Below are 24084 nucleotides of genomic sequence, written 5' to 3'. Positions count from 1 at the left end.
CGCGCGCGCAGAGCGTGTGACGCAGTTAGAGGATAGGCAAGCGGAGCCCGCCAGCGCGCAGGGCGAGATTGCAACCGAGACCCGGGAGGGGGCGGCGCAATCCGTTACCTCGGCCCGGACGGAGGGTGGTGCGGACACTTTCCAGGAGGCACGTGTCCCCGCGCAAAAAGCCTCTGGCTCCCCACCCGCACCGCCCTCCACTCCACACTTCCACAAACGGCTGGGACCGGCCGATTACACCCGCACGCTGGGCGAGATGAAACGCAGGCTGCGGGCGAACCTCGCCTTCGTGGTGCTGATGACCTGCGCGACGAATATCCTTGTGCTCGCGGTCCCGATCTACCTGTTCCAGATCTCGGACCGGGTCTTCACCTCGCGCTCCACCGATACGCTGGTGATGCTGACGATCGTGATCGGCGGGGCGATCGTGGTGCAGACGCTTCTCGATGCGGTGCGACGCCTGGTGCTGATGCGCTCGGCGGTGGATGTGGCCGCGCGGCTGGGCGCGCCGGTCCTGTCGGCGGCGGCGCAGGCCTCGCTGCATTCCAACGGCCGCGAATATCAGGTGCTGGGCGATCTGGGCGCGCTGCGCAGCTTTCTGGTCTCCGGGACGCTGCTGTCCTTTCTCGACGTGCCGTTCGCACCGATCTTCGTGCTCGCGGTCTTCCTGATCCATCCGCATCTGGGCACCATCGTGGTGGTCACGGCACTGCTGCTGATGGTCTTTGCCTGGATCAACCAGCGCATCACCTCGGACGGGTTCCGGCGCGCCAATATCGCGCAGACCAAGGCGAACCTTCACCTCGAGTCGATGTCGCGCAACAGCCAGATCATCAACGCGATGGCGATGATCCCCGAGGCGGTGGCGATCTGGGGGCGCGACACCGCAGCCTCGCTGCGCGCGCAGACCGAGGCGCAGGATCGCAACGTCGTCACCGCCTCGGCCTCGCGGATGTTCCGGCTCTTCACCCAGATCGGGATGCTCGGCTGGGGCGCCTATCTCGCACTCGACGGGCAGCTGACGGGCGGCATGGTAATCGCGGCCTCGATCGTCGCGGGCCGCGCGCTGGCACCGATCGAAGGGGCGATCGAGGGCTGGAATTCGTTTCTGCTCGCGCGTGGAGCCTATGACCGGGTGGGCCACCTGCTTGCCGGCGCGAAAAGTCGCAACGACAAGCTGCGCCTGCCGAAAGTGGAAGGGCGGCTGGACGTCGAGCGTCTCCTTTATGTGCCCCAAGGTACGAAACATGTGGTGCTCAATGCGCTGACCTTCTCGCTGGCCCCCGGTGATCAGCTCGCGATCATCGGCAATTCCGGGGCGGGCAAGACGACGCTGGGCAAGATGCTGGTGGGCTCGATCCTGCCGACCTCCGGCGCGGTGCGGCTCGACCTGATGGATATTCGCAACTGGGATCCGCGCCAGTTCGGCGAGTGCATCGGCTACCTGCCGCAGGACGTGCAGCTGTTTCCCGGCACGATCAAGCAGAACATCGCCCGGATGCGCGAGGATGCGAGCGATGCCGCAATTCACCGCGCGGCCGCCCTGGCCGATGTGCATGAGATGATCGCGGGGCTGCCGCAGGGCTACGAGACTGTGGTCGCCGCCGATGGCTCGCCGCTGTCTGGCGGACAGAAACAGCGGATCGGCCTGGCGCGCGCCTTCTTTGGCGATCCGAAATTCGTGGTGCTCGACGAGCCGAATTCCAACCTCGACACGGCGGGAGACGCCGCGCTGGTGCGCGCGCTGGGGCATGCGAAAGCGAGCGGGATCACGGTGGTCGTGGTCACGCAAAAACCATCTCTGCTGAGTGCCGTGGACAAGATCATGCTGCTCGCCGACGGCAATATCGCGATGTTCGGCTGGCGCGACCAGATGCTCGCCGAACTGGAGCGGCGCAAGCGCTCGCAGGCGGGACAGGTACAACAGCGGCCCGGTGCCGCGCCCTTGCAAGGAGCCCCGGCATGAGCATGCAGTTGACCAATGACGGCGCGCCCGAGTGGTTTGCCGAAGTGCCGCGCTCGATCCGCGGGCTGGTGCTGACGGGTCTCGCGATCTTCGCGCTGGCCTTCGGAGGGTTCGGCGTCTGGGCCTTCACCGCGCCGCTGGCCGCCGCCGTAATGGCGCCGGGTTCCTTCGTGGCGACGGGCCGCAACAAGATGATCCAGCACCTCGAGGGCGGGATCATCAAGGAAATCCACGTCTCCGAGGGCGATTTCGTCACCGCGGGTCAGCCGCTGATGCGTCTGGACGAGACCTCGGCGCTGGCCAATGAGCGCGCTCTGTTCCTGCGCCGTGCGCGGCTTGAGGCGATGGAGGCGCGGATCCTGGCCGAGTATGACGGCTGGCGCGCGCTGGTCTTTCCCGACTGGCTGAGCGAGGCGCGCCGTGATCCCGAAATCGCCGCGATGATGGACTCGCAACAGCTGTCCTTCGACGTGACGAAAGCGCGGGTGCAAAGCGAGCTCGACCTGCTTTCGCGCAACATCTCGGCGATGGAGAGCCGCGCCGATGGTTACCGTGCCCAGCTGACCGCGACGAAGGCGCAACATGCGCTGCTGAGCGAGGATCACGAGAGCAAGGCCCAGCTTTTCGAAAGCGGGCTGATCCGGCGCACCGAACTCAATGCGCTGCGCCGTGCGCTCGCGGATGCCGAGGGACAGATCGGGCGGCTTCACGCAGAGGTCGCCGAGAGCGAGGAGATGCGCGCGAAATACGAGGCGCAGAAGACCCAGACGATCGAGACCCATCGTCAGGCCGCGCTCGATGAACTGGAAAGCGTGCAGGCCGAACTCGATTCCGTGCGCGAACAGGAGCGCAAGGCGAACTCCGTCCTCAAGCGCGTGGTGATCGACAGCCCCGTTTCGGGCACGGTGGTGCGGCTGAACTATTCGGGCGTCGGCGGCGTGGTCGAGGCAGGCAAGGTGATTGCCGAGATCCTGCCCTCGGAAGCCCCGCTGATCATCGAGACGATGATCGCACGCACCGATATCGACGCGGTGAAAGTGGGTCAGGCGGCCTCGGTGCGGCTTTCGGCGCTCAACCAGCGCACCACGCCGATCCTGACCGGCGAGGTCTATTACATCTCGGCCGATGCCATCGTGGAGCGCTCGGGCGATCAGCCGCGCGAGGTCTATCTCGCCCGGATCCGCCTTCCCGCCTCCGAGCTGCGGCGCGTTCCGGGCTTCGCACCGATGCCCGGGATGCCGGTCGAGGTGATGATCCAGACGGCCTCGCGCAGCTTCGCGCAATACATTGCGAAACCGGTGGTCGACTCGATGAATCGGGCCTTCCGGGAGCATTGAGACTGGGCGTCACGCGAAGTTCTCGAATTTTTTCGCCGGAAACCCGCATTCCGGCGAAAAAACTCATGACCCTCCATAATTCTTATATTTCAGATGGATAGGGCGAAATTTAAACCGCCTCTAAATTCCTGACAAAAATAATCGATCACAAAGGCGTAAAAATACCAGAGTTCATTTGTCAGAGATCAAATTCATGGCTATCTGCGGTGTGTAGAGATCGGGTGAACAGAGTCGTTCCCGCCACCGGAGTTGATGATCATGAAGGCAAGCGCTGAAAAGATCGAAACCTGCAAATGCGCCTACCCGCTTGGCCAGTGCCGACGCGGGTTCAAGGGAACTCTGGTCTCGGTCTGCCCGCTCGCCGGCGAGAACGGTTACGACGCGGACGAGCTGGAACTGCGCCTTCTCGAGCTTGGCTTCATCGAGGGCGCTTCGGTGCACGTGCTGCATGAAGGCCCGTTCGGGCGCGACCCGATCGCGGTTCGCGTCAATGACACCACGGTCGCCCTGCGCCGTAGTGAAGCGATGGCCATCCTCGCGGAATGAGCTCGGCCCCCGCCATAAACCCGCCCCAAGCCAGCCAGCCCGATCCAGACGCCCAGCCCATCGAGGTTGCGCTGGTCGGTGCGCCCAACTGCGGCAAGACGGCGCTGTTCAACGCGATGACCGGCGCGACCGCGAAGGTCGGGAACTATTCCGGCGTGACCGTCGAGCGCAAGGTGGGCATCGCGACCACGCCCGAGGGGCGCAAGTTCTCGGTCATCGACCTGCCCGGCACACATAGCCTGCGCGCCCGCTCCCCGGACGAGGAAGTCACGCGCGATGTGCTTCTGGGTCAGCGCAAGGGCGAGCGCGTGCCCGACATGATCCTCGCGGTGGGCGATGCGACCAACCTGCGCGGCGCCTTGCGTCTGGTCTCCGAACTCAAGAAGGTCGGCCTTCCGATCGTGATGATCCTCAACATGATCGACATTGCGCGCCATCGCGGGCTCCAGATCGACCATGAGGCGCTGAGCGCGGAACTCGGCATTCCCGTCATCCCCGCGACGGCGGTGCGCAAGGGCGGGCTCGACCTGCTGTGGCAGACCGTCGACCCGCTGCTCAAGGCCGGACTGGCCGAGCCGCAACCCAGCAGCTGGGAGGTTCCCAGCACGCATGACATGCGCGTCGCGATGCGCGAGGCCGAGCGGCTGGTGAACGCGCATGTGATCCGCCCGCCCGAGCCCGATACGGTCTCGGCCAAGATCGACCGGGTGGTGCTCAATCCCTTTGCCGGGCCGGTGATCCTGCTCGCGATCCTCTTCGTGATGTTCCAGGCCGTGTTTTCCTGGGCCGCGCCCTTCATGGACGCGATCGACGCGGGCTTTACCTGGCTGGGCGGGATCGTGACCGCCGTGGTTCCCGAGGGGCTGGTGCAGAGCTTCCTTGCCGACGGGATCATCGCCGGGATCGGCTCGGTGATCATCTTCCTGCCGCAGATCCTGTTCACCTTCCTCTTCATCCTGCTGCTGGAAGATTTCGGCTACATGGCACGCGCAGCCTTCCTGATGGATCGGATCATGGGGCGTGCGGGACTGAACGGGCGGGCCTTCATTCCGCTGCTGTCCAGCTTTGCCTGCGCAATCCCCGGCATCATGGCGGCGCGCGTGATCGACAACAAGCACGACCGGCTGACGACGATCCTCGTGGCGCCCTTGATGACCTGCTCGGCGCGCATTCCGGTCTATACGCTCATCATCGCGGCCTTCATCCCGAACCGCACGGTGCTGGGCGGTCTGAGCCTGCAGGGGCTGGTGATGTTCGGGCTTTATGCGGCGGGCGTATTCTCGGTGCTCGCGGTGGCTTTCGTGGCGCGCTACGTATTCGCCCGCGAAGAGCGCCACGCGCCGCTGATGCTGGACCTGCCCGATTACAAGATGCCGATCCTGCGCAATATCGCGCTTGGCCTTTACCAGCGCGCGCGGATCTTCCTGCGCCGCGCAGGCACGGTGATCTTCTGGGCGACGGTGGTGATCTGGGTGCTCTCGACCTTCCCGCTACCGCCCGAAGGCGCCACGGAACCGGCAATCAACTATTCCTTCGCCGCGATGATCGGCAAATTCATCGCCCCCGTTCTGGCGCCGCTTGGCTTCAACTGGCAGATCGCGGTGGCACTGGTGCCCGGCATGGCGGCGCGCGAGGTGATGGTCGCGGGTCTGGCCACCGTCTATGCGGTCGGCGGCGAAAGCGGCCTGGTGCATCTGCTGGCCGACCAGTGGAGCCTTGCGACCGCGCTGGCCGTCCTCGCCTGGTTCATCTTCGCGCCGCAATGCATCTCGACGCTGGCAGTGATCCGGCGCGAGGCGGGGTCGGCGAAATGGATGTGGGTCGCGGTGGGGTACATGTTCGCGCTGGCCTATATCGCGGCCTTCCTGACCTACCGGATCGCGGTGGCGCTCGGCGCGGGCTGATCGACTGCGACGATTTGCGCTTTGGACTGCAACAAATCTGGCGCAGAGGTGAGATGTGGTGAGCTTCCCCCCACCTTGAGATTCGCGTCCGCTTCGCGATGATGCCCGAAGACAGTCACGACAAAGAGAGCCCCGGATGATCAGCCGCCGCCTCGCAGCCCTCGCGGGCCTCCTCGCCCTTCTCGCTCCGCAAATGGCTGCGGCCCATATCACCCAGACCGGCTCGGGCGGGTTCACCGCCGGGTTCGAGCATCCACTCTCGGGCTATGACCATTTCCTCGCGATGTTCTCGGTTGGCCTATGGGGCGCGCAGATGGGTGGACGGCGCGTCTGGTCGCTGCCCGTGACCTTTCCGATGATCATGGTCGTGGGCGGCGTCATCGGCATTCTCGGCCTGCCTCTGCCCGGGATCGAGATCGGCATCGCACTCTCGATCATCGTGCTCGGCCTCGCGATCGCGGCGGCCTGGAAACCCGCCGAATGGGTATCGCTGGCGATCATCGCGGTCTTCGCGCTCTATCACGGCTATGCGCATGGGGCCGAATTGCCGATGGCCGCCGACCCGGCCGATTTCGCCATCGGCTTCGTGCTCGCGACCGGCATGATCCACGTGATCGGCGTGGGCGTCGGGCTGGTGCTGGAGCCGATCCGGCACGGGCAGTTCTCGAAGCTGCTGGGCGTGCTCATCGCCGTGGTGGGACTGGGTTTCCTTGCGCTCGCTCTGGGCTATCTGCAATCGCAACTCGGTTTCCTGCAAGGCGGGCTGTACCTCTTTGGCAAGTGAGCTTTCACATCGCGAGACCACCACGCACGGCTGGCTGCGTCATCTGTGGGTGCTGGCGGGGCTGACGGCGCTGATCGTGCTGGCGCTGATCCCGCCCGCCCAACGCGGCGAAACCGGCGCCTGGCTGATCCGCGACGCGCTCGCGGTCGAGCGGCTCTTCCCGATCTTCGGCTTCGGCATCGCGCTTGCGCTGGTGCCGGTGCGGCGCGCGCAGATCGCGGCGCTTTTGTGGGTGATGGGCATGGGGCTGGGGCTCGCCTTCCGGATCGAGCTGATGGCCGCGCTCCAGCAGATCCCCGGCGCGATCACGCATCACTTCCTGACCCTGCCGATCACCGCGATCACGGTGGGCGCGACACTGGCGCTCGGGCGTGGGCCGCGCCCGGTGCTGATCGTGCCGGCGGGACTGATCCTCGGGATCTTCTACGCGCTCTCGGTGAAGCTGTCGGACCCGAGCTTTGGCGGCAGGCCGTGGATCTTCCTTGCGGGCATGGGGCTTGCGATCTGGCTGATGGGTGCGATCGTACTGATCCTGCGCAGCTGGCAGGCGAGCTGGTTCGAGATCGCGGGCCGGATCATCGGTAGCTGGCTCGTGGCGATCGGCCTTCTCTACGGGGGCGTCGCGCTGATGGGCAACAAGCTCAAACCCAAGACCGCAACCCCGGCCAATGCCGCATCCGAGAACGCCCCCGCTGCGCAAAACGCCGTGCCCGGGGCCGATGAATTCCCCAGTTTCGGCGCCCCGCCCCCGGCCGCCCCGCCCGGCCAGAAAAAACCGGATTTCCAGCCATGATCCGCCCAGTCCTGTTCGCCGCCCTTCTCGCGGCCACGCCGCTCACCTCGAACGCTCACCCCGAGGACGAGATCCTGATCCGCATGCTCGTCGGCATGGACAAGGGCCAGATCACCCATATCGGCGAGAGCTGGACCTTCGACCCCACCGTATCCGACTGGCTGATCCAGAGCTTCGACGCCGATGGCGACGGACAGTTCTCGGGCGATGAACTCGGCGCTTTGCAGGAAGCTGCACGGCAGAACTCGGAGGGGTCCTATTTCTACACCCGGATCTGGAAAGGGACCGAGCAACTGCCCGATCCGCAGATCTACGGCTTTCAGGCGACGGTGAAGAACGGCTCGGTGACGATGGCTTTCGCGCTGGCGCTCGCCGCGCCGGAAGACCCCAACGCCCTGAGAATCGAGATGTATGACCCGGAAAATCTCACCGGTCTCGTGCCGGTGAAGGAGAACCCGGTGGTGATCCGTGGCCTGAAGGATGGCGAGACCTGCGTGCCTGCGGTCGCGGTGAACAAGCCCGATATCCATGGCGGGCCCGATGCGATCCCGATCGCGCTGACGATGGCCTGCAACGGCTGAACCGGCTTCAGTTCGCCGCCACCCGCGCGCGCCAGAGCGTGAAGAGGCCCGCGCTTACCACCACCGCCGCACCGATCACCACATTCATCTCGAGCGCCTCGTGAAAAACGAGCACCCCCAGCGCCGAGGCGAAGACCAGTTGCAGATAGGCGAAAGGTTGGATCGCCGAGGCCTCGGCCACCTCATAGGCCTTGATCAGCAGGAAATGCCCGGTCGCGGCTGTAAAGCACAAGATCCCCATCCAGCCCCAGTCCGAGAGGATCATGTTCTCCCAGTGCCAGATGCCGACCGCAGTCACCACGACCGCCCCCACGACGCCAGTATAGAAGAACGAAACCGAAGCCGGATCGACACGCCCGACATAGCGCGTCATCAGTGAATAGAGCGCGAACAGGAGCGCCGCCGCCAGCGGGATCAGCGCGTAGGGAGAGAACACTCCAAAACCCGGTTGAAGGATGATCAGCACCCCGATGAACCCGACCGCGATCGCGAGCACCCGCCGCCAGCCCACCTTCTCACCCAGAACGGGCCCCGACAGCGCCGCGACCAGCAGCGGATAGCAGGCAAAGACCGCGTGGGAATGCACGAGGCCCAGATAAACGAAGGCCTGCACCATCACGATCACCTCGGTGATCAGGACGATGGACCGGATCAACTGAACCCAGGGCAGGCCCGAGCGCGTCGCCCGTTTGATCCCGCCGGGGCTGCGCGCGGCGATTATCAGCACGAAGCCCGCGAAGAACCAGAACCGCACCATCAGCGCCATGTAGACGTTGTAAGTCTCTGCCAGATGGCGCGAGATCCCGTCCTGCATCGCGAAGATGAAGGTCACCGCGACCATCAGAAGGATGCCCTTGCGGTTCGACTGCTCAACCATGTTTCACCCCGCGCGACATGTGCCTCTTGCGCCCGAAACCGGGCAAACGGCTGACCTCGAACCCGGCCTCTTCCAGCGCCCGGCGCACGAAGCCCGCCGCCGTATAGGTCGCGAATGTGCCATCCGGCGCGGTATGGGCACCGATCTGAGCCATCAGCTCCTCACCCCAAAGCTCGGGGTTCTTAGCGGGTGAAAACCCGTCGAGGAACCACGCATCGACCTTCGCCTCCCATGCGGGCAGCTGCTCGCGCGCGTCGCCTTCGAGGATTTCGACGGCGACCGGGCCAAGTTGAAACTGACGCTGCCCGGCGGCCCAAGCGTCTAGATAAGGCCCCGCCACCGGAGCAACCTCGGGAAAGGCCTCCAGCGCGCGGGCGATTTCCTCGACCTCCATCGGATAGGCCTCGAAGGAGGTGAAGCGGATCGGGCACTCCTCCGGACAAGCCAGCCGCAAAGCCAGCAGGTTCAGCCCCGTGCCAAATCCCAGTTCGGCCACCCGAAATCCCGGACGCAGCCGCGCGGGCAGATCATTGCCCGCGAGAAAGACATGGCGCGTCTCGGCCAAGCCTCCGGCGAGGCTGAAATAGGGATCGTCGAAACGGCGCGAGACCGGCACGAGGCCGTCGCGCCAATCGAGATCGGCTTTGCTCTGGTCAGGGGCGGTCATCGGGGATAGTCCAAGCTCACCGACCCAGCCTTGAAGCAGGAAGCGCGAAATGACAAGCGGCAGACCCGACTTAACGGTGCGCGGCGGCGGCATCTTCGGCCTCGCCATCGCGTTTGAAGCCTCGAAGCGCGGCGCAAAGGTCCGGCTGATCGAGCGGACCTGCATCGGCGCTGGCAGTTCGGGCGGCCATGTCGGCGCGCTCGCCCCGCATGTCCCCGAGAACTGGAACCCGAAGAAACAGTTCCAGCTCGAAAGCCTGATGATGGCGGAAGCGTTCTGGGCCGAGGTGCAGCGCATCGGCGGAAAAGATCCGGGCTATGCGCGACTCGGTCGGATCCAGCCGCTGGCCGATGACGTTCAGGTCGCGCGGGCGAATGAACGTGCCGCAGGCGCCGCCGAACTCTGGAAAGGCTTCGCCACCTGGCGCCTCACCGAGGCCGCCGAATTCGCCCCCTTCGTGCCGCCCTCCCCCACCGGCCTCGTGATCCACGACACACTCTCGGCCCGCGCCAATCCCCGCGCGGCCGGGGCGGCACTCGTCGCGGCCCTAGAGACGATGGGCGCCGAGATCATCATCGGTGAGGCCGAGGAGATCGGCCCCGTGATCCACGCGACCGGCGCGCCGGGTTTGGCAGAACTGAACGTCGCTTTCGGCAAGACCGTCGGCACCGGCGTGAAAGGGCAATCGGCCCTTTTCCAATATGCCGCGGGCGCGGCCCCTCAACTCTATGCCGAGAGCCTGCACATCATCCCCCATGCCGACGGCACCGTCGCGATCGGCTCAACCTCGGAGCGGGACTTCGACGCCCCCGACACGACCGACGCCCAACTCGACACGCTGATCGAGAAAGCCCGCGCGTTGTGCCCGCCGCTCGCCGAGGCCCCGGTGATCGACCGCTGGGCCGGCGTGCGCCCGCGCGCCAAATCCCGCGCGCCGATGCTGGGCGGCTGGCCGGAGCGTCCCGGCCATTTCATCGCCAATGGCGGGTTCAAGATCGGCTTTGGGATGGCGCCGAAAGCGGCGCAGGTGATGACGGATTTGGTGCTCGACGAGCATGACGCGATCCCCGAGGGGTTTCGTGTGACGGATAACCTGTGAAAGGGGGCGCTGCCCCCCCTGGCCTGCGGCCATTCACCCCTGGGATATTTCGACCAAGAGGAAGTTAAACGCTCTTTAACCAGAATCGCGTGAATCTGGAGTCGCGGAACAGGCGGGGACGCCGATGGCCGCCCAAGGGGAAGCGCCCGGCCAGCCACCCGAAGACGGTTCGGGCCGGGCGTTTTTTCTTCCTTTTTGTCGAAATATCCCGGGGGGCGCGCGTCAGCGTGCGGGGACAGCGCCCCCTCCGACGAGGCCTGCCCGCGCGACCTCCCGATCCGTGATCCCGAAGCGCGGCGCGAATTTCTCGCGTGCGGCAATCAGGCGTGGATCGTCGGGGCGCAGGCCGAGGGTGCGGATGAACTCGACTCGGCTTTGGGTTTTCAGCTCATCGCGCGAGATCGCGGTGCCCATGAGACGGTCGATCACCTCGCCGCCTGCGGTGACGTGGAACCATTTCGAGAAGTCGCGGAAATGGTGCTGGTTGTGCAAGGTCGAGACATGGCGCTCGATCGCGGTTTTCTTCACCGTGACATGTGCGGTGGTGTGGAACCACTCATAGGCGAGGAAGGTCGCTGCGCCGCCAAGCGGGACGATTGCGACGGCGATGTCGAACGCGTGAGGCATCCCGAGCAGCGACAGGATCCCCCAGAGAAGCGCGGTATTGCCGACCAGCACCGGCACGATCACCGAGAGCGGCGCGAAGAGAAGCGGCCAGCAGGTCGGGAATTCATGATGGCCGTAATGCACCCGGTAGAGCCAGTTGAAGGCCCATTGCCGTTTCGGGGGCGCCATGTGGAAGATGTAGCGGTGCAGCCCGTATTCATTGAGCATCTGCGCCGGAATACCCAGGAGCGCCACGGCCCAGAGCCAGGCGGGCCCTTGCGCGATCCACCACGCCGCCGCCGCGACGACCACGATCATCACCCAGATCGACAGATGGGACAGCATCAGCCGCAGCCGCATCACGAAACCTCCCCGAAATCTCCTCCGGGGTCAGCGTGACACGGCGCGGGCCATGCTCAAAGCGTTTCGCGACGTCAGTCGGCCTTGTCCGCGGCTTCGGTCTCGCGCTCGACCGCCAGTTCGCCCTCCGAGGTGTCGGCATCGGCGGTGTGCACCGCCCAGTCGCCCTCGCCCGCGGGTTTGGGCAGTTTCTCGGCTGGCCAGTCGCGGAAGATATTCGCCTTCGAGATGAAATGCGCGGTGATCGGCGCGGTGAGGAAGATGAACACCGTCACCATCAACTCGTGCAGCGTCAGGTGGCCCTGCTTTACCGCGAACCAGACCATCGAGGCGATCAGGATCGAGCCCACGCCCAGCGTCGCGGCCTTGGTGGGCGCGTGCAGGCGCGTCATCGGGTCGGGCAGTTTCACCAGGCCGAAGCTGCCGACGAGACCGAAGACGCCGCCGATCACGAGCAGCGCGGAAATCACGATATCCCAGAACATCTCCATCACGCCCTCACTCGATAATGTCGCCGCGCAGGATGAATTTCGCGAAGGCCACCGTCGCCACGAAACCGGTCATCGCGTAGAGGATCGAGGCCTCGAAGAAGAGCGCGGTGCCCTCCCAGATCCCGAAGAGCACGATCATCGCGATCGCGTTCACCGCCATCGTGTCGAGCGCCAGAACCCGATCCGTCACCCCGGGCGCTTTCACGACCCGGTAGAGATTGAACAGAAGCGCCAGCGAATAGCAGGCGATGGCGAAGATCAGGGCATAGGTGATCATTCGAAAATCTCCTTCAGGCGGGCCTCGTAGCGGGTCTTGATCTCGTCGCGCACAGCATCGGCGTCCGGCGCGTGCAGGCAGTGGACCAGCAGCGAATGGCCGTCGGCGGCCAGCTCCGCCGTGAGCGTGCCGGGCGTCATGGTGATCGTACCGGCGAGCACCGTGATCGCCTCGGGTTCGACGATGTCGAGCGGCACCGAGACCCAGGCCGGGTGCAGCTTGGAATTGGGCATGAAGAGCACGATCTTCGCCACGGTGATATTGGCGACGATGATGTCCCAGAACACCACGAGGATATATTCGAGGATCTTCACCGGATTGCCGATGCGCGGCCGCGCGGGCCAGTAAGGCGCGGTCAGCCACGGGATCGCGAGCCCCACGAGGATCGCGAAGACCAGCGAGTTGATCGTGTAGGCATTCGCCAGGAGCAGCCAGACGATCGTCAGCGTCAGCGTCAGATAGGGGTGCGGCAGGATCTTGCGGATCATCTTGGTCCCTCCCCTCAATGCGCCGCGGCCGGGGCGTCATGCCCGGCCTCGGTCTGGGTGTCGGTTGCGTGGCCATCCGTTGCGGCGCCGTCCGTCGCGTGACCGTCTTCGCTGCGCATTTCCTCGATCACCTCCATATGGCCGTGATCCTGGGCGCCGATCCGGGCGGCCTCTTGCGCGCGCGCCTCAGCCCCAGCCAGAACCGCATCGGTATATTGCGCGGGCGTGAAGAGCTGGGCGGCGGTGCCTTGCAGCCAGTTGCTTGCAGGGCCGGCCAGAACCGTCAGCGCGACCGAACCCGCCAGCAGGATGCCGGTGGCGGTGAAGGCCAGCGCCGGAGAGCTTGCATCTTTCGAGGGTTGCGGGCGTTCGTCCTCTTCGGCCTCGACCGCATAGGAGCGCCAGAACACCTGGCTGCCCGCGCGCCCGAAGCCGACGATGGCGATGAGCGAGGTGATCAGCACAGCCGCCCAAAGCCCCCATTGTCCGCGCGTGGCGTCGAGGATCATCAACTTGCCGAGGAAGCCCGACAGCGGCGGCATCCCCGCCATCGCGATCGCGCCCGCGAAGAACAGCGCCGCGATCAGCCCGTGCTGGGCGATCTTCGGCGCATCGCTCAGCGACAGCCCCCAGCGGCCCCGGCGCTCGCGCACCAGATCGGCGATCAGGAACAGCGCGGCGGCGACCAGCGTGGAATGGACCATGTAGTAGAGCCCCGCCGAGGTCGCGCCCTGGGTGAATTGCGAGAAGGCCAGCATCATCGTGCCGACCGAGCCGATCACCGAATAGGCGACCACCCGCCCCAGCGACCGCGCGCCGAGAATACCGACCATGCCGATCACCAGCGTCACCATCGCCGCGGGCAGCAGGATGTCATGGGCGAGCGTCCCGGTCGTGCCGGAGATCGGGAAGATCAGCGTGTAGACCCGCACGATCGCATAGACGCCGACCTTGGTCATGATCGCGAACAGCGCCGCCACCGGACCGGGCGCGTTGGTATAGGTCGCGGGGAGCCAGAACTGGAACGGCACCAGCGCGGCTTTCACCGCGAAGACCAGCATCAGGAGCGCCGCGCCCACCTTGATCAGCGCGGTCTCATCGGCCGGCATCTGCGCCACTTTCACCGCCAGATCGGCCATGTTGAGCGTGCCCGCCACCGAGTAGATCGTGCCGAGCGCGAACAGGAACAGCGTCGAGCCCGCGAGGTTGTAGACCACATATTGCACGCCGGACTTCAGCCGCGCGCGCCCGCCTCCGTGGATCATCAGACCATAGGAGGCGATCAGCAGCACCTCGAAGAAGACGAAGAGGTTGAAGGCGTCGCCGGTGAGGAAGGCGCCGTTGATCCCCATCATCTGGAACTGCATCAGCGAGTGGAAGTGCCAGCCGCGCTTGTCCCAGCCAGAGCCGATCGCATAGAGCACGATCACGAGGCCGAGGATCGAGGTCAGCAGCAGCATCAGCGCCGAGAGCCGGTCGAGAACGAGAACGATCCCGTAGGGCGGCTCCCAATCGCCGAGGCGGTAGACTTCGGGCGGATGGGTCGAGGCCGACACCATCAGCACGATCGCCAGCACCAGGAGCGCCGACATGCCAAGGATCGAGGCCACGCGCTGCGTGACCAGATCGTAGCGCATCCACAGCACGATCAGCGGCGCGAGCATTGCCGGGATGACGACCGGCGCGATGATCCAGTGGTCCATCATTGGCCGTCCTCCTCGGTCTCGAGGTCGATCCGGTCATTGCCCGCTTCGATGAAGGCGCCGAGCGCCAGCATCACCACCACAGCGGTCATCCCGAAGGAGATCACGATCGCGGTCAGCACCAGCGCCTGCGGGATCGGGTCGGTATAGGAAGTCACGCCGTCGCGCAGGATCGGCGGCTGGTTGATCACCAGACGACCCGTGGCGAACAGGAAGACGTTGACCGCGTAGGACAAGAGCGACATGCCCACGACCACGGGGAAGCTGCGCAAACGCAGGATCATGTAGATACCGGCGGCGGTGAGCACGCCGATGGCGGAAGCGACAAGCAGTTCCATCAGTGATCGCCTCCGTGGTCTTTCTTGTTCTCGTGGATGGTGTCACGTTCGGCCTGGGTCGCCTCTTGTGCGGCGCGGGCGGTCTTCCACCAGCGGCGGGGCACCTTGGCCTCGGGCGGGTATGGCCCGGCCGCGAGTGGCGCAAGCACCCGTGCCTCGGGTTTCTCGGCCACGATATGCGCGCCGTCCTCGCCCCCCTGCTCGCCCATAGCCGCGCGCCGCGCGAGGCGGCTCAGACCGCCAAGCGCCAGCATGACCGAGCCGACGACGCCAAGGAACACGCCGAGGTCGAAGCCTGCGGCGGTTGCCAGTTCGAACTTCTCGAGGCCCGGCAGTTTCACATAGCCGAAATCGGAGGTCAGGAAGGGCATGTCGTTGAAGAACGCCCCCGCCCCGGTCACGCCTGCGACCAGCACGCCCGCCGCGATCAGCACGTGGTAATAGACCTTCTGGCGCGCCTGGGTCCAGGCGAAGCCCGAGGCCATGTATTGCGTCACCAGTGCGATCGCCACGACCAGGCCGGCGATGAAACCGCCGCCCGGCTGGTTATGCCCGCGCAGGAAGATATAGAGCCCGACCACCAGTGCGATTGGCATCATCACGCGGGTCACGATCAGCAGCATCAGCGGGTGCTTGTCGCCGCCGCGCGCCACATCGGGCCGCCAGGCGATCAGCTTGCGCGAGGACGCGCCCTGCAGCAGCGCCTCGGTCAGCGCGAAGATCACAAGGGCCGCGATGCCAAGCACCGTGACCTCGCCGTAGGTATCGTAGCCCCGGAAGTCGACGAGGATCACGTTCACCACGTTGTCGCCGCCCGCGAGGTTATAGCTGTTGTCGAGCATGTAGCCCGACATCGTCGGGAAGGCGAAATCGCGCGTCATCAGCGCATAGATCAGCCCGGTCACCGCCACGCCCGCGACAATGGCGAGCCCCGCGTCGAAGCCGAGCTTCATCCGGCTCGATTCTGTCTTCGTGACCTTGGGCAGGAAGTTGAGCGCCAAGAGCATCAGGACAGCCGTGACCACCTCGACCGAGATCTGCGTCAGCGCGAGGTCCGGCGCCGAAAGGAAGATGAAAGAGATCGAGACGATGAGCCCGACGATCCCGATCATCACCAGCGCGAGGATGCGGTTGTGATGGAAGGCCACGATCGACAGGGTCGCCGTGAGCAGCAGGATCCAGGCCGCGATCGCTGCGCCATTGACCGGGGTGAGGTCGCGCGTCGGCGCCCCGATCGTGCCGGTCGAGAAGGCGTAAAGCCCCGCCGCGACCGAGGCCACGGTGAACAGCATCAGGTAGCGCGCCATCGAGCCGGTATGCAGACCCTGCGTGATGAGAACCGCCAGAGCGTGCGCCTTGTCGATGATCCAGTCGAAGATCGCCTTCGCCTCGGGGCGCGGGGTCCTGTCCCAGATCTTTTGCAGCGGAGCATGGGCGCCGAGGAAGATGATACCGCCGATCACCGCGATGGCCGACATGATCAGCGCCGGGGTCACGCCGTGCCAGATCTTGAGCGTGTGCATGTGATAGCCGCCGCCCACGACCGCATTGGTCGCCATCTGGACGTAAGGCCCGGCAACCGCCATCGGGAACAGACCGATCGCGACCACGAGGACCACAAGGAAACCGGGGCTCAGCCACATGCCGAAATTCGGGTCATGCGGTTTCTTCGGCAGATCTTCGGAGACCGGGCCAAAGAAGGCGTGGGTGATGAAGCGGAAGGCGTAGGTGGCCGAGAACAGCGCTGCGACCGTCGCCATCGCCGGGATCAGCCAGTCGTTCTTGAGCCAGCTCGTATGGGCAGCCGCCTCCAGCATCATTTCTTTCGAGAGGAACCCGTTGAAGAGCGGGATCCCCGCCATCGACAGCGCCGCAATCGTCGCAATGGTGAAGGTGATCGGCATCAGCTTGCGCAGCCCCGAAATCCGGGTGAGATCGCGCGTGCCCGCCTCGTGATCGACGATGCCCGCGCTCATGAACAGCGCCGCCTTGAAGGTCGCGTGGTTGATGATGTGGAACACCGCGGCCAGCGCGCCCGCCTCGGTGCCGAGGCCCAGCATGAAGGTGATCAGCCCCAGATGCGAGACTGTCGAAAACGCGAGCAACGCCTTCATGTCATGCTTGAAGATCGCGATCAGCGCCGCGATGAACATCGTGAACAGCCCGACCGAAGCCACGATATAGAACCATTCCGGCGTGCCCGAGAGCACTGGCCACATCCGCGCCATCAGGAAGAGCCCCGCCTTCACCATCGTCGCCGAGTGCAGGTAAGCCGAGACGGGCGTGGGTGCCGCCATCGCGTGCGGCAGCCAGAAATGAAACGGGAATTGCGCGGATTTCGTGAATGCGCCCCCGAGGATCAGCAGCAGCGCCGGGATGTAGTAGGGGCTCGCCTGGATCGCGTCCTTGTGCTTGAGGATCTCCGAGATGTCGTAGCTGCCCGCGATATGGCCGAGTATCAGCATCCCCGCGATCATCGACAGCCCTCCCATGCCGGTCACGGTCAGCGCCATACGCGCGCCCTGGCGGCCCTCGGGCAGGTGCTTCCAATAGCCGATGAGCAGGAAGGACGAGAGCGAGGTCAGCTCCCAGAAGATCAGCAAAAGCAGGATGTTGTCGGACAGAACAATGCCCACCATCGCGCCCTGGAACAGCAGCAGATAGGTGTAGAACTGACCGACCGGGTCGCGGTTCGACAGGTAGTAGCGCGCATAAAGGATGATCAGCAGGCCGATCCCGAGGATCAGCGTCGCGAACAGCATCCCCAGACCGTCGATCCAGAAATTCACGTTCAGGCCCAGCCAGGGCAGCCAGTCGATCTTGGTCTCGACCACGCCACCGGCCAGCACCGTCGGCAGGTTCAGCAAGAGCCCCAGCAGCGCGAGCCCGGTAAAGAGCGCGGCGACCGCGGCGGCATTATTGCGTCCGGTGCGGATCAGGATCGACGGCAGGGCAGCGCCAAGGAAGGGCAAGGCGGCGATCAGGGCAGGCGACATTTTCTCTCCGGTCCGTTCTTTGGCGGGCCTTGGGGCGAAAGATGCGCGCGCATTGCTCCCCCCCGCGCAAGCTACCCTCTACCTGCGCATGAGGGTCTCGCCTGTCAAGCGCCGCCGGGCGGAATCAGGGCCAGAATCGAGCCGGTTTCGACCGTTAGCGCCCATAATACCCGGTCACCCGCCCCCCGACGGCTTTTCGCAGTTGCAGCGAGCTGTGATCGGAAAAGCGCACCATCGGCGGGAAACCGCGCTTTTCGACGCATGGATGGGCAGGGTTATGCAAATTTCGCATAGCTTGGCCCGTCCGGCAGGCCCGAGACCGCAAGAGCTCTTGCAAGTTTCGCAACCCTGTGGCTATGCAAATCCCGATCCGTGCCTATCTATGGGCACGAAGCGACTGTTATCGCAGGGAAACCAATGCCTCATTCCCGCACCTTGCCAGTGTCCCGTCTTTCTCGCCGACAGCTTCTGCGCGTTGGCTCCGCAATGGGCTGCCTTGCCGCGGCCGGTCTCGTACCGAGCCCGCTTATGGCGCAGGATGCTCAACCTGCGGGCGATGCCACCCCCGCCCCGGCACCTTCTGCCGCACCGCAGCAAACGCCCTTCTCCTTCGACGCGCTTGCCGCCGAGATGCAGCAGGCCGCGAAAAGCGACCCGGTTGCGCCTGCGACCAGCTCGGCGGAGTTCCTGAGCAAGCTGAACTATGACAGCTACCGCCTGATCCGTTTCGACCCCGCGAAATCGCGTTTCGCCGATATCGAGGATACGCGGTTCGAGCTTCAGGCCTTCCATCTGGGCTGGCTTTTCAAGGAGCCGGTGCAGCTCTTCACCGTCGAGGCCGACCAGTCGCGCCCGATGGAATTCAACACCGACGATTTCATCTACGAGCGCGAGGCGCGCGAGATCGTTCCCGAACACGTGGCCCTTCCGGGTGTCGCGGGCTTCCGCCTGCACAGCCCGATCAACCGTCCCGACATCATGGACGAGCTGATCGCCTTCCAGGGCGCTTCCTATTTCCGTGCGCTCGGGCGTCGCTCGGCCTATGGGCTTTCCGCACGCGGGCTGGCGGTGAATACCGGCCTGTCGGTCGCCGAAGAGTTCCCGCGCTTCACGCGGTTCTGGATCGAGACCCCGCAACCGGGCTCGGACACGATCACCGTCTTTGCCGCGATGAACTCGCAATCGCTGACCGGCGCCTATCGCTTCGTCATCACCCCCGGCGAGGCCACGGTGATGGATGTGACCGCGCGCCTCTTCATTCGCGCCGATATTCAGCAACTCGGCGTCGCGCCGCTGACCTCGATGTTCCTTTACGGGCCGCGCAACCGCTCGGATTTCGACGATTACCGCCCGAAGGTACATGACAGCGACGGGTTGGCGATCGAGCAGGCCGACGGCGACAGGATCTGGCGCCCGCTTCAGAACCCCGGCGCGCTCGCCTCGTCCTATTTCTCCGAGACCGCTCCGAAAAGCTTTGGGCTCTATCAGCGCGATCGCGATTTCGACCATTATCAGGATGCCTCGGCCCATTACGAACGCCGCCCCTCGGTGCGCGTCACGCCTCTGGGCGACTGGGGCAAGGGGATGGTCCGCCTCGTCGAGATCCCGTCGAAACTCGAGGTGAACGACAATATCGTTGCCTTCTGGGTGCCCGAAGCGCCCGCGAAAGCCGGCGATGCGCTGGAATTCGCCTATCGTCTCGAATGGGGCGATCTGCCCCCCGATCCGGCCGACACCCGAGCCCATGTCGAAGAGACGCGGGCGGGAGAAGGCGGCGTCTCGGGCGTCGAGAACACCAAGGGCACCCGGAAATTCGTCATTGATTTCAAGGGTGGAGAGATTTCGCGCCTGCCGGGATCGGCGGCGGACAAGATCAAAGCGGTCACCCATGCGAACAAGGGAAAGATCGTTACCGAGACGCTGTCGAAGGTCGAGCAGGACGGCGTGTGGCGGCTTGTGCTGGATGTTTCTGCCGATAGCGATGCTCCGGTGGAACTTTCCGCGCACCTTTCGGGTTTTGGACGGAACCTGTCCGAAACCTGGCTATACCAGTGGAATAAATCATGATGTCCCATCTCGACCTGCCCGCCGTCCCCGCGATGACCGAGCAAGCCCGTCCCGTGCGCGTCGTCTCCCCCGAGGCGCTGATCGCGGGCCCTTGCGCGCTGCCCGCCGCCCCGATGGCGATGCCGCCGCAACAGATCGAGCCTGATTTGAGCCTGAGCACCCGCCTCGCGCGGCTGTTCACTCGCCGCCCTGTTGGGGAAGGCACCTGACATGACCGCGCTGTCGCGTCCTCGCGGCGCCACCTTGATCGCCCTGCGCAGTATCGCGCTGGGGCTTTCGGCGCTGGCCGGTATCGGGGCCTTCGTGCTGTTCTTGCAATTCGGTCAGGCCGACGGGTTGCAGACGCTCGATATCGTGCGCGCGGTGCTGATCCTGATTTCGACGCTCTGGCTTGCATGGGGCGCGGTGCAGGCGCTGATCGGTTTGAGCTCGCGCGCCGAGGCGCCCGCCTATGATCCGGCGGCCCCGATCCGCGGACGCACCGTCGTTCTGGTCCCCGTCTATAACGAAGACCCGGTTGCGACCTTTTCGCGTGTGGCCGCGATGGATGCCTCGCTGGCCGCGACTCAGGACCCTGCCGAGGTCCACTTCGCGATCCTGTCGGACACCCGCAAGGAAGAGATCTCGGCCCGTGAAGCGCGCGTCTTCGCCCATCTCGTTGACGAGCGCGACGGGCTCGGACGGTTCTTCTACCGCCGCCGGATCAACAATATCGGCAAGAAGGCGGGCAATATCGAGGATTTCATCACCCGGTCGGGCGCGGCGTATGACTACGCGCTGATCCTCGATGCCGACAGCCTGATGGAAGGCGAGACGATCCTGCAGATGATCCGCCGGATCGAGGCCGAGCCGCGTCTGGGCCTTCTCCAGACGCTGCCCAAGGTGATCCGGGGCCGCTCGCGCTTCGCCCGCGCGATGCAGTTCTCGGCCAGCTTCTTCTCCCCTGTCTTCGCGCGTGGTCTCGCGATGCTGCAAGGCAAGACCGGTCCCTTCTGGGGGCATAACGCCATCGTGCGCACCCGTGCCTTCGCCGAAAGCTGCGGTCTGCCCGCACTGAAGGGCAAACCGCCCTTCGGCGGCCATGTGATGAGCCACGATTATGTCGAGGCGGCCCTTCTGGCGCGCAGCGGCTGGCTGGTACGGCTCGATGACGATCTGGAAGGCTCCTACGAGGAAGGCCCCGAGAATATCGTCGATCATGCCAAGCGTGACCGCCGCTGGTGTCAGGGCAACCTGCAACATTCGCGCATCATCGGCGCACCGGGCCTGCGCGGTTGGTCTCGCTTTGTCTTTGCGCAAGGGATCATGGCCTATATCGCGCCGCTATTCTGGCTTGGATTTCTCGTGGCCTCGATCGCGGCGCCCCTGTTTGTTCCGCCGCCGGATTACTTCCCCGAACCTTACTGGCCTTTCCCCTATTTCCCGCCCTCCGAGGCCTCGAAGGCAATCGGCCTCGCCATCGGTATCTTCGGGCTTCTGCTGGTGCCGAAGCTCCTGATCGCGGCGCGCGCGGCGCTTGTGGGGACTGCAAGCGGTTTCGGAGGCGCCGCGATGGGATTTGCCTCGACTCTGGCCGAGCTTCTGTTTTCCTCGCTCACCGCGCCGGTGCTGCTGGCCTTCGCGACGCGCTCTGTGTTTCAGGTGCTGATGGGGCGTGACGGCGGCTGGCCGACGAACAATCGCGGCGACGGTCGGATGAGCCTTTCCGAGGGGTTCGCCGCCTCGTGGTGGATCGTCGCGATCGGCCTTGGCGGGCTGGTCCTGACCGATCTGCTCGCGCCGGGGCTGCTGCTGTGGCTGCTGCCGGTCGGGCTGCCGATGATCGCGGCTCCCTGGTTGATTTCCTGGTCTTCGCAGCCCTCTCGCTCGCGGTTGATGCTGGTGCCGAGCGAGGTGTCGACCCCGCGCGTCGTTCGCCTGCACGATGCGATTTTCACCCGCTGGGAAAATGCTTTCCCGGCCCCCGATCCCGCACAGCCCGCTCCGGTGAGCGCGGCCCCCCGGAGCCCCGCCCATGCATGAGCGTTCCGCCCCCTTGCCGGTAAAGGCCGGGCGCGACCTGCGGATCGACCTGTTCCGCGGCCTCGCGCTGATCATGATCTTCATCGATCATATCCCCGGCAATCTCTATGAGAACTTCACCTCGCGAAACCTCGGTTTCTCGGATGCGGCGGAAGGCTTCGTCTTCATGTCGGGCCTTGCGGCGGCGCTGGCTTACGGCCCCGCGCTGGCGAAGGGGTTGAGCTGGGAGGGCACCTCACGGCTCTGGGGCCGCGCTTGGCTTCTCTACCTCGTTCATATCCTCACGGCGGTCTGGGCGATCGCCATCGTCTCGGCAGCCGTGCAGTTCTGGGGCAACGAGGCGATGCTCGCGAAGAACGCCTTCAAGACCTATGGCACCGATCCGTTCGGCTTCCTTATCGGGATCGCGACCCTCGGGCACCAGCTCGGCTATGTGAACATCCTGCCGATGTATATGGCGCTGCTGCTGATGGCGCCCGCGCTGATCCGGATCGGGCAGCGCAGCAAATGGGCGCTCTTGGCGACCTCGGTCGGGCTTTGGGCGCTGACGGGGCTGTTCCGGCTGAATCTGCCGAACTACCCGATGCAAGGCGGATGGTTCTTCAACCCGCTCGCCTGGCAGCTGGTGTTCAGTCTCGGCATCCTGACCGGCCTCGCGATCCGCGAGGGCAAGCGGCTGGTGCCGGTGAAAGGCTGGATCGTGGCGCTCGCGGCAGGTTGGCTGGTGCTGACCTTCGCCTGGGTCCATACCGAGTGGATGCTCGAAACCTTTGGTCACGGTACCTGGCAATTGCGCCAATGGGGTGTGCCCTTCTTCATCGCGGGTTTCGACAAGACCTTCGTCTCGCTGCCCCGGCTGACGCACCTTCTGGCACTCGCCTATATCCTGTCGCTTCCAGGCATCGTGCCGCGCATCGCCGCATCGCGGGCAGTGGCGCCGATCCGGTTGCTGGGCCGACATTCGTTGCCGATATTCGCGCTCGGGACGATCCTCGCCATTGCCGCACAGGCGATCAAGCAGATCCACCCCGGCGGGCTTGGGCAGGACACGCTGATCATCGGGACGGGCCTGGCGCTGCAATTGGGCTTTGCCTTCGCCCGCGACCGGCTGGGGCCGAAAGCGATCGCAAAGCGCAAACGTCATCGCGAGACATCGGGGCCGCAGCTGGCCTTCGGCCCGACCGTCGTGCTTGCGGCAGGCAACAGCCCCGTGCCGGTGCCTCCGCGCCCGAGCCGGTCGGCGGCGCGCTGACGCCAGCCGATCAGGCTGCGACCAGCCCCTCGGAGAGCCGCGCCTGTTCCTTGATCGCCTTCACGGCGGCCTGCACTTTCGGCGTGCGGTGCAGATCGACATGGGTCACCACCCAGAGCTCGGTATCCCAGCTCTCATAAGGTTTCATCACCTCTTCAAGCGTCGGATCCCCCCGCCCCATCGGCACTGTCAGGAAGCCCAGGCCAAGCCCCGCCTTGATCGCATCGACCTGGCTTTCATGCTCGTTGGCCCGGAAAACCACCTGCTCATCCGGGACGTTCTCGCGCAGCCAACGATAGAAGGGCGCGCGACTGTCGCGATTGTCGATCGAGACGAAGCGATGTTGTGCAAGCTCTTCCTTCGAGCGCGGGATGCCGTAGCGCTCGACATATGCGTGACTGGCATAAAGTGCATTCTGCATCCGGCCCAGCGATTGCACCACGTTATCGGGTTCGGTCGGACGATTGCCGGCGCGGATCGCGACATGGGCCTCGCCATATTCCAGCCGGAACACACGCTGATCGGTCAGGTAGCGCAGCCGGAGCCCGGGATATTCGCCAAGCAGTTTCTCCATTGCGGGCAGCACCAGCACCGAGACAGCCGTCAGCGAGGTCACGATCAGCTCCCCCGTCACCTCTTCGCCCGCGCCTGCAATCCGGGCGGCGAGCTGGCTGAACTGGTCTTCGGTCGCCTGCCCCACCGAGAGCAGTTGCTGCCCCGCCTCGGTCGGCGTGTAGCCGCGCGGATGACGCTGGAACAGCTTCGTTCCAAGCTTCTCCTCCAGCGCATCGACATGGCGGATCACTGTCGCATGGTGAACGCCCAGAACCTCCGCAGCCCCCGAAACGGTACCGATCCGAGCGACCTGAAAGGCCGTGCGAATTTCGTCCCAACTGTCAAAACTCATTTTGTGCACCCATGAACATTACA

At 65.1% G+C, this 24084-nt stretch carries 22 protein-coding genes; 12 read left to right on the top strand and 10 right to left on the bottom strand.

Annotated features, from left to right (window positions below):
• The first annotated feature begins 256 nt into the window (after positions 1-256).
• From BMI90_RS10785 to BMI90_RS10755, 7 genes are all read left to right on the top strand, one after another.
• The gene (locus tag BMI90_RS10785) at positions 257-1966 is read left to right on the top strand and encodes a type I secretion system permease/ATPase (RefSeq protein WP_245795038.1); all 1710 of its coding nucleotides are present in this window, start codon (positions 257-259) and stop codon (positions 1964-1966) included.
• Complete coding sequence (locus BMI90_RS10780) at positions 1963-3303, top strand: HlyD family type I secretion periplasmic adaptor subunit (RefSeq protein WP_078529254.1); 1341 nt, start codon at positions 1963-1965, stop codon at positions 3301-3303. Before BMI90_RS10785 ends, BMI90_RS10780 begins: the two co-directional genes overlap by 4 nt.
• A gap of 258 nt (positions 3304-3561) precedes the next feature.
• Positions 3562-3849, top strand: coding sequence for a FeoA family protein (locus tag BMI90_RS10775; protein WP_078529599.1), 288 nt, complete (start codon positions 3562-3564; stop codon positions 3847-3849).
• Positions 3846-5753: a ferrous iron transporter B gene (locus BMI90_RS10770; protein WP_078529252.1), complete on the top strand. Its 1908-nt coding sequence runs from the start codon at positions 3846-3848 to the stop codon at positions 5751-5753. Before BMI90_RS10775 ends, BMI90_RS10770 begins: the two co-directional genes overlap by 4 nt.
• Before the next feature lie 136 nt (positions 5754-5889).
• Entirely contained in the window at positions 5890-6537 is a 648-nt protein-coding gene (locus BMI90_RS10765) for a HupE/UreJ family protein (protein WP_078529251.1), read from the top strand.
• Positions 6527-7330 (top strand): hypothetical protein, encoded by an 804-nt coding sequence (locus BMI90_RS10760; RefSeq protein WP_078529249.1) that lies wholly within the window; start codon positions 6527-6529, stop codon positions 7328-7330. Before BMI90_RS10765 ends, BMI90_RS10760 begins: the two co-directional genes overlap by 11 nt.
• Complete coding sequence (locus BMI90_RS10755) at positions 7327-7911, top strand: DUF1007 family protein (RefSeq protein ID WP_078529248.1); 585 nt, start codon at positions 7327-7329, stop codon at positions 7909-7911. The genes BMI90_RS10760 and BMI90_RS10755 overlap by 4 nt, the downstream gene beginning before the upstream one ends.
• A gap of 7 nt (positions 7912-7918) precedes the next feature.
• Here the strand turns inward: BMI90_RS10755 and BMI90_RS10750 are convergent, their stop codons facing one another.
• A complete protein-coding gene (locus tag BMI90_RS10750) occupies positions 7919-8788 on the bottom strand; it encodes a DMT family transporter (protein ID WP_078529246.1) in 870 nt (289 codons plus the stop codon).
• Positions 8781-9455 carry a tRNA (5-methylaminomethyl-2-thiouridine)(34)-methyltransferase MnmD gene (gene mnmD, locus BMI90_RS10745; protein ID WP_078529244.1) on the bottom strand — a complete coding sequence of 225 codons (675 nt, stop codon included), beginning with the start codon at positions 9453-9455 and terminating at the stop codon, positions 8781-8783. Before mnmD ends, BMI90_RS10750 begins: the two co-directional genes overlap by 8 nt.
• Before the next feature lie 49 nt (positions 9456-9504).
• Between mnmD and BMI90_RS10740 the strand changes: the two genes are divergently transcribed.
• Entirely contained in the window at positions 9505-10554 is a 1050-nt protein-coding gene (locus tag BMI90_RS10740; protein WP_078529242.1) for an FAD-dependent oxidoreductase, read from the top strand.
• Positions 10555-10776: 222 nt separating this feature from the next.
• Here the strand turns inward: BMI90_RS10740 and BMI90_RS10735 are convergent, their stop codons facing one another.
• The 7 genes from BMI90_RS10735 to BMI90_RS10705 form a co-directional block, all read right to left on the bottom strand.
• On the bottom strand, positions 10777-11520 hold the full coding sequence (locus BMI90_RS10735; RefSeq protein ID WP_078529240.1) for a sterol desaturase family protein: 744 nt from the start codon (positions 11518-11520) through the stop codon (positions 10777-10779).
• A 74-nt stretch (positions 11521-11594) separates the two neighbouring features.
• A complete protein-coding gene (locus BMI90_RS10730; protein WP_078529239.1) occupies positions 11595-12011 on the bottom strand; it encodes a Na+/H+ antiporter subunit G in 417 nt (138 codons plus the stop codon).
• A 7-nt stretch (positions 12012-12018) separates the two neighbouring features.
• A complete protein-coding gene (locus tag BMI90_RS10725) occupies positions 12019-12288 on the bottom strand; it encodes a K+/H+ antiporter subunit F (protein WP_038074819.1) in 270 nt (89 codons plus the stop codon).
• Positions 12285-12776, bottom strand: coding sequence for a Na+/H+ antiporter subunit E (locus tag BMI90_RS10720; protein WP_078529237.1), 492 nt, complete (start codon positions 12774-12776; stop codon positions 12285-12287). Before BMI90_RS10720 ends, BMI90_RS10725 begins: the two co-directional genes overlap by 4 nt.
• A gap of 14 nt (positions 12777-12790) precedes the next feature.
• A complete protein-coding gene (locus BMI90_RS10715) occupies positions 12791-14479 on the bottom strand; it encodes a monovalent cation/H+ antiporter subunit D (protein WP_078529597.1) in 1689 nt (562 codons plus the stop codon).
• Positions 14479-14817, bottom strand: coding sequence for a Na+/H+ antiporter subunit C (locus tag BMI90_RS10710; protein ID WP_078529235.1), 339 nt, complete (start codon positions 14815-14817; stop codon positions 14479-14481). Before BMI90_RS10710 ends, BMI90_RS10715 begins: the two co-directional genes overlap by 1 nt.
• A complete protein-coding gene (locus tag BMI90_RS10705; RefSeq protein ID WP_078529233.1) occupies positions 14817-17813 on the bottom strand; it encodes a monovalent cation/H+ antiporter subunit A in 2997 nt (998 codons plus the stop codon). Before BMI90_RS10705 ends, BMI90_RS10710 begins: the two co-directional genes overlap by 1 nt.
• A gap of 417 nt (positions 17814-18230) precedes the next feature.
• Between BMI90_RS10705 and BMI90_RS10700 the strand changes: the two genes are divergently transcribed.
• Genes BMI90_RS10700 through BMI90_RS10685 form a run of 4 tightly spaced genes read left to right on the top strand, consistent with a single transcriptional unit; the run spans position 18231 to position 23154 of the window.
• The gene (locus tag BMI90_RS10700; RefSeq protein WP_078529231.1) at positions 18231-19880 is read left to right on the top strand and encodes a glucan biosynthesis protein G; all 1650 of its coding nucleotides are present in this window, start codon (positions 18231-18233) and stop codon (positions 19878-19880) included.
• The gene (locus BMI90_RS10695) at positions 19880-20089 is read left to right on the top strand and encodes a hypothetical protein (protein WP_078574734.1); all 210 of its coding nucleotides are present in this window, start codon (positions 19880-19882) and stop codon (positions 20087-20089) included. Before BMI90_RS10700 ends, BMI90_RS10695 begins: the two co-directional genes overlap by 1 nt.
• A 1-nt stretch (position 20090) precedes the next feature.
• On the top strand, positions 20091-21902 hold the full coding sequence (gene mdoH / locus BMI90_RS10690) for a glucans biosynthesis glucosyltransferase MdoH (RefSeq protein ID WP_078529227.1): 1812 nt from the start codon (positions 20091-20093) through the stop codon (positions 21900-21902).
• The gene (locus BMI90_RS10685; RefSeq protein WP_078529225.1) at positions 21895-23154 is read left to right on the top strand and encodes an OpgC domain-containing protein; all 1260 of its coding nucleotides are present in this window, start codon (positions 21895-21897) and stop codon (positions 23152-23154) included. Before mdoH ends, BMI90_RS10685 begins: the two co-directional genes overlap by 8 nt.
• 10 nt (positions 23155-23164) lie before the next feature.
• Here BMI90_RS10685 and BMI90_RS10680 read toward each other — a convergent pair whose 3' ends face one another.
• On the bottom strand, positions 23165-24061 hold the full coding sequence (locus tag BMI90_RS10680) for a LysR family transcriptional regulator (RefSeq protein ID WP_078529223.1): 897 nt from the start codon (positions 24059-24061) through the stop codon (positions 23165-23167).
• Positions 24062-24084 lie beyond the last annotated feature (23 nt).

The organism is Thioclava sp. L04-15 (genome assembly GCF_002020275.1).
Taxonomy (GTDB): Bacteria; Pseudomonadota; Alphaproteobacteria; order Rhodobacterales; family Rhodobacteraceae; genus Thioclava; species Thioclava marina.
Note: the sequence above shows the minus strand (reverse complement) of the source record. Positions and strands in the feature narration are given on the sequence as shown.